Below are 4,662 nucleotides of genomic sequence, written 5' to 3' on the forward strand. Positions count from 1 at the left end.
GTTATATATACTCTTTGGATGTACTTTGAAAAAAGTATGGGCTGGCATAATAATAAAGTTTTATTAGAACCTTTGTATAATTTATTATTCTTACCTATAAGTATCCTATTAATTGGATTAGCGCTCTTTGATAAAAAAAGAAATCATTTTAAAAATGAAATGGATTGGAAAAAAGGATTTATATCTGGTATAATACTTTCTGTTTTAATTACTGTTTTAAATCCACTTGTCTTATATATAACTCATAATTATATTTCTCCAGATTTTTTTAATAATGCTGTTAATGCCTCAGTAATCGAAGGATTACCTTTAGAAAAGGCTAAAGCAAGATATAACTTAAACACAGCAATTTCTAATAGTGTTTTTGACAAACTATCTTTTGGTGTAGTCATTTCTGCCGTTATTAGCTATTTTATTAGAACAAAAAACAATTAGATATGAAAATAATTTTTACAATAATCATAACTACTTTTCTATACTCTTGTACAAGTACAAAATCTACAATTAAGAACATTGATCCAAATGCAATTAGACCAAAAATTGTAAATAATGCTTATGTTATTACAGATTACGCAAATGATAATAATTATGGTTACGATCCTGATTACCCTATCAATTTAGGTCCTTTATCTGAAACGCAAGAAGAAAAGAATATAAGCTATTTCTTTGAGGCATTACAAGGTCCTAATCAAGAAAAGATAAGCTATTTAAAAACAGATACTTGTTGCCCGTTTCCTACTAACACTAATAATATGGGAGCTGGAACTTTATCTCTTTATGAAGTTACATTTGAAGGAAGCACAAATAAAATAACACTATATTTTAATATTTACGAAAAAGGACAAATTGTTTGTCCGAAAGGCTTAAAAATAAAAAAAACAAACTAATAAAATTTCTTAAGACTAACTTAACTAACCTTTTAAACTGCAATTTAAAAGGTTTTTATTTTTATCTTTGCACTCGAAAAAACAACTTCAAAATGAATTTAGATATTATTCCACAAATAAAACACACTAAAAGTGGCAATTTCTTCTTATTATCAGGACCTTGTGCTATTGAAGGAGAAGAAATGGCTATGAAAATTGCAGAAAAAATTGTAAAAATTACCGATGATCTAAAAATACCTTATGTATTTAAAGGCTCTTTTAAAAAAGCAAATCGTTCTCGAATAGATAGTTTTACAGGTATTGGTGATGAAAAAGCTTTAAAAATTTTAGCAAAAGTTTCAAAAGAGTTTGGTGTACCAACAATTACAGATATTCATACTAATGAAGATGCTGCTATGGCTGCTGAATATGTTGATATTTTACAAATTCCAGCTTTTTTAGTGCGTCAAACCGACTTAGTTGTTGCTGCTGCTGAAACGGGTAAAACTGTAAATTTAAAAAAGGGACAATTTATGAGTCCTGAAAGTATGAAACATGCAGTCCAAAAAGTTTTAGATTGTCAAAATGAAAAAGTAATGGTAACAGACAGAGGTACCATGTTTGGTTATCAAGACATGATTGTTGATTTTAGAGGTATTCCTACCATGCAGCAATACGCTTCGACTGTATTAGATGTTACCCATTCCTTACAACAACCAAACCAAACTGTTGGTGTAACAGGTGGTAGACCCGACATGATAGAAACCATTGCTAAAGCAGGAATTGCTGTAGGTGTAGATGGCATTTTTATGGAAACTCATTTTGATCCAGCAAATGCTAAAAGTGATGGTGCTAATATGCTTCATCTAGACTATTTTGAAGATTTAATGAAAAAATTAGTAGCCATTAGACAAACTGTAAATCAATTTTAATACTTATATATCAAAATGAAACAATCATTTTTAATGGTTGTACTATCTTTTTGTGTTTTTTCACAGTACACCTTTTCGCAAGAAACAGTTGAAACACCTGAAAAATACACCAAGCATAACAAAGGGAAATTTTTTATTTTTTGGGGAGGAAATAGAGAATCATTCTCTAAATCTGACATTCATTTTACAGGATCAAATTATGATTTTACAATCTATGATGTAGAAGCTCATGACAAGCCAAAAGGTTGGCACGTAGATTATGTGAATCCAGGAAGAATGACTATTCCTCAAACTAATTTAAGAATTGGCTATTTTATTAACGACCATTACACAATTTCCATTGGTGTAGATCACATGAAATATGTTATGGATCAAAACAAAAGAGTTCGTTATAGTGGTTATTATCCTAATGATATTAATCAATCTAATGTCCCAAATGGTTTTTACAATGAAAATCCAAGCAATACTGAATTAACCCTTGATAGTAAATTTTTAGAATTTGAACACACAGATGGATTAAATTATATTCATACCGAATTTTCTAGAGTAGATGATATTTCAGAATATATAGGAATAACCAATACCGATAAATTTCAAATCAATGTAACGGAAGGATTGGGAGCAGGAATATTATATCCAAAAACAAATTCTACACTTTTAATGAAAGACAATAATGATGCTTTTCATGTGGCAGGATATGGGATTTCTGCAAAAGCAGGATTAAATTTCACTTTCTTTAAACATTTTTTCCTACAAACAGAACTTAAAGGTGGATTTATTAATATGAATGATATTAGAACCACAAAAGATCCAATAGACAAGGCTTCTCAAAAATTTTGGTTTTTCCAAAGAATTATAGCTGTAGGAGGAATTTTTAGAATTTAAAGTATATAGCTATTTTATAAAAAAAGGATGTCCAAAAGTCAACTAAAGTGTTATTCAGAATTCATTTTTATTCAGATTGACAAAAATCAGTACTTTTGGACAGCTTCTTTTTTATTATCAATATAAAGTTTTCGCTTCTTCTATTACTGATATTAATAGATCATTAGCTATTTCTTCTAGTTTATAATACCGTAATGATTTTACAGTATTCCTTTTTTCATCCACTAAAAATTCCATATTCTTTTTTAGTTGAAATCCTTTTGCAAACCCAACATCCACAAACTTTTTTTTATGATTTGGAGCCAAATAGCAAAAAGGTTTTTTCTTGTAATAAAAATAAGGAATACCCCATTTAAAAAGTAATTCCGTTTCTTTTAGCTCTTTTTCTACAACAGCTATAATATGCAATAGCATTTCACGATAGCTTTCGGGTTGCCTAAATATATATTCTTCTACAGGTTTCATTACTCAATACCATATTTATCCATCAAATAAAGTAAAGATGTCATAGTTGCAGCACCAAGTTCTAATTCTCTTTTATTAACAGCATCAAAAGTATCATTTGCGGCATGATGGTAATCGAAATAACGTTGTGAATCGGGCTGTAAACCTGCTTTAACAATGTGTTTTGATTGCAAAGGGTTAATATCTACACCTGCATGTCCTTCAACAAAAACATGAATTAAATAAGGCTCAAAAAGTCTTTTCCAATCTTTAATCTTATTAAAATTACTACTATCAGCTTCTAATGAAAAACCCCTAGGAGAAAAACCACCCGCATCGCTTTCCATAGCAAAAATATGATTTTCTTTATTTTTTTCAGCTAATTCTGCATACTTCAATCCTCCTCTATTTCCATTTTCTTCGTTCATAAACAATACTACCCTGATTGTGCGTTTAGGTTTATACCCTAACCTCTTAAGTATTGATAGAATTTCCATACTTTGTACCACTCCAGCACCATCGTCATGCGAACCATCTCCTAAATCCCAAGAATCGAGATGTCCTCCTACTACAATATACTCGTTAGGGTTTTCAGTACCTTTAATTTCACCTACCACATTATGCGATAAAACGTCTGGCAACATTTCACAAGATTGTTTAAAAAAGAATTGAAGATTGGGATTATCTCTCAATGCTTGACTTAATAAATTAGCACCATTTGTGCTAATTGCGGCTGCAGGAATATGCATATCATTTGGTAAGTCACCATAGTTCGTATTTCCAGTGTGAGGAAAATCATCTAATCTTAAATTCATGGATCTTACAATAACACCTAAAGCACCTAATTTAGACGCTTCTCGCGCTCCAGATGAACGCTGGTCAATACAACCTCTATACGCTTCAAATGTACGAATATGAATGGGCGTCATTGGTCTGTTAAAAAAGACTATTTTTCCTTTAATTTTTTCTGTTCCTAAAGCTATCATCTCATCAATTCCTTGTACTTCAACAATAGCTGCTTTTAACCCATTCTTAGGAGTAGCTACAGAACTTCCCAAAGCACAAATAGGAACTTCTGTTATTTTACCTTTATTTTCAAAATAAGCTTTTTCTTTTTCTCCTCTTACCCAATGAGGAACCATTACTTCTTGTAAAAAAACGCGATCTAATCCTAGTTCATCTAATTCCTTTTTAGTGTAACCTACTGCTTTATCTGCTGCAGATGATCCTGATAATCGTGAACCAATGGTATTAGATAAATAGTCTAGCCAATTATAACATTTTGAATTTGATAAAGCTTCATTATAAATAGCTTGGAGCATTTTTTCATCATCCGATTGTGCATTCGAAGAAAAGTTTATACAAAAACCAATGATAAAAAACAATAGAAAACGCATACCTCAATAAATTAAAGTTTATAAAATATAAAAATATTACAATTATTTTACTTAACTGTTTTTAGTTTTAAAAATGAGATTTTTTTAACAAAAAAAAATTTGGTTAAAAGAAAAATAATATTTTACTTTGTATTTCAA

At 30.0% G+C, this 4,662-nt stretch carries 6 protein-coding genes; 4 read left to right on the forward strand and 2 right to left on the reverse strand.

The genetic code is table 11. From position 1 onward, the window contains the following. From HALO113_RS17045 to HALO113_RS17060, 4 genes are all read left to right on the forward strand, one after another. Window positions 1-435, forward strand: a 435-nt coding sequence (locus HALO113_RS17045) for a DUF4199 domain-containing protein (protein WP_159780342.1), incomplete at its 5' end; no start/stop codon positions are given. A gap of 2 nt (window positions 436-437) precedes the next feature. Further along, window positions 438-887: a 2-dehydro-3-deoxyphosphooctonate aldolase gene (locus HALO113_RS17050; protein ID WP_159780343.1), complete on the forward strand. Its 450-nt coding sequence runs from the start codon at window positions 438-440 to the stop codon at window positions 885-887. A gap of 92 nt (window positions 888-979) precedes the next feature. Next, window positions 980-1,798, forward strand: coding sequence for a 3-deoxy-8-phosphooctulonate synthase (gene kdsA, locus HALO113_RS17055; RefSeq protein WP_159780344.1), 819 nt, complete (start codon window positions 980-982; stop codon window positions 1,796-1,798). Window positions 1,799-1,813: 15 nt separating this feature from the next. Next, the gene (locus HALO113_RS17060; RefSeq protein ID WP_159780345.1) at window positions 1,814-2,683 is read left to right on the forward strand and encodes a hypothetical protein; all 870 of its coding nucleotides are present in this window, start codon (window positions 1,814-1,816) and stop codon (window positions 2,681-2,683) included. Window positions 2,684-2,800: 117 nt separating this feature from the next. Here the strand turns inward: HALO113_RS17060 and HALO113_RS17065 are convergent, their stop codons facing one another. Continuing rightward, window positions 2,801-3,148, reverse strand: a complete 348-nt coding sequence (locus HALO113_RS17065; RefSeq protein WP_159780346.1) for a DUF1801 domain-containing protein — start codon at window positions 3,146-3,148, stop codon at window positions 2,801-2,803. After that, on the reverse strand, window positions 3,148-4,524 hold the full coding sequence (locus HALO113_RS17070) for a M20/M25/M40 family metallo-hydrolase (protein ID WP_159780347.1): 1,377 nt from the start codon (window positions 4,522-4,524) through the stop codon (window positions 3,148-3,150). The genes HALO113_RS17065 and HALO113_RS17070 overlap by 1 nt, the downstream gene beginning before the upstream one ends. Between the last annotated feature and the right edge of the window lie 138 nt (window positions 4,525-4,662).

The organism is Flavobacterium sp. 9AF (genome assembly GCF_902506265.1).
Classification (GTDB): Bacteria; Bacteroidota; Bacteroidia; order Flavobacteriales; family Flavobacteriaceae; genus Flavobacterium.

Excerpts from the sequence above, each read along its gene's own strand:
- HALO113_RS17050 (WP_159780343.1), top strand. The coding sequence starts at position 438 with ATGAAAATAATTTTTACAATAATCATAACTACTTTTCTATACTCTTGT.
- kdsA (WP_159780344.1), top strand. The coding sequence starts at position 980 with ATGAATTTAGATATTATTCCACAAATAAAACACACTAAAAGTGGCAAT.
- HALO113_RS17060 (WP_159780345.1), top strand. The coding sequence starts at position 1,814 with ATGAAACAATCATTTTTAATGGTTGTACTATCTTTTTGTGTTTTTTCA.
- HALO113_RS17065 (WP_159780346.1), bottom strand. The coding sequence starts at position 3,148 with ATGAAACCTGTAGAAGAATATATATTTAGGCAACCCGAAAGCTATCGT.
- HALO113_RS17070 (WP_159780347.1), bottom strand. The coding sequence starts at position 4,524 with ATGCGTTTTCTATTGTTTTTTATCATTGGTTTTTGTATAAACTTTTCT.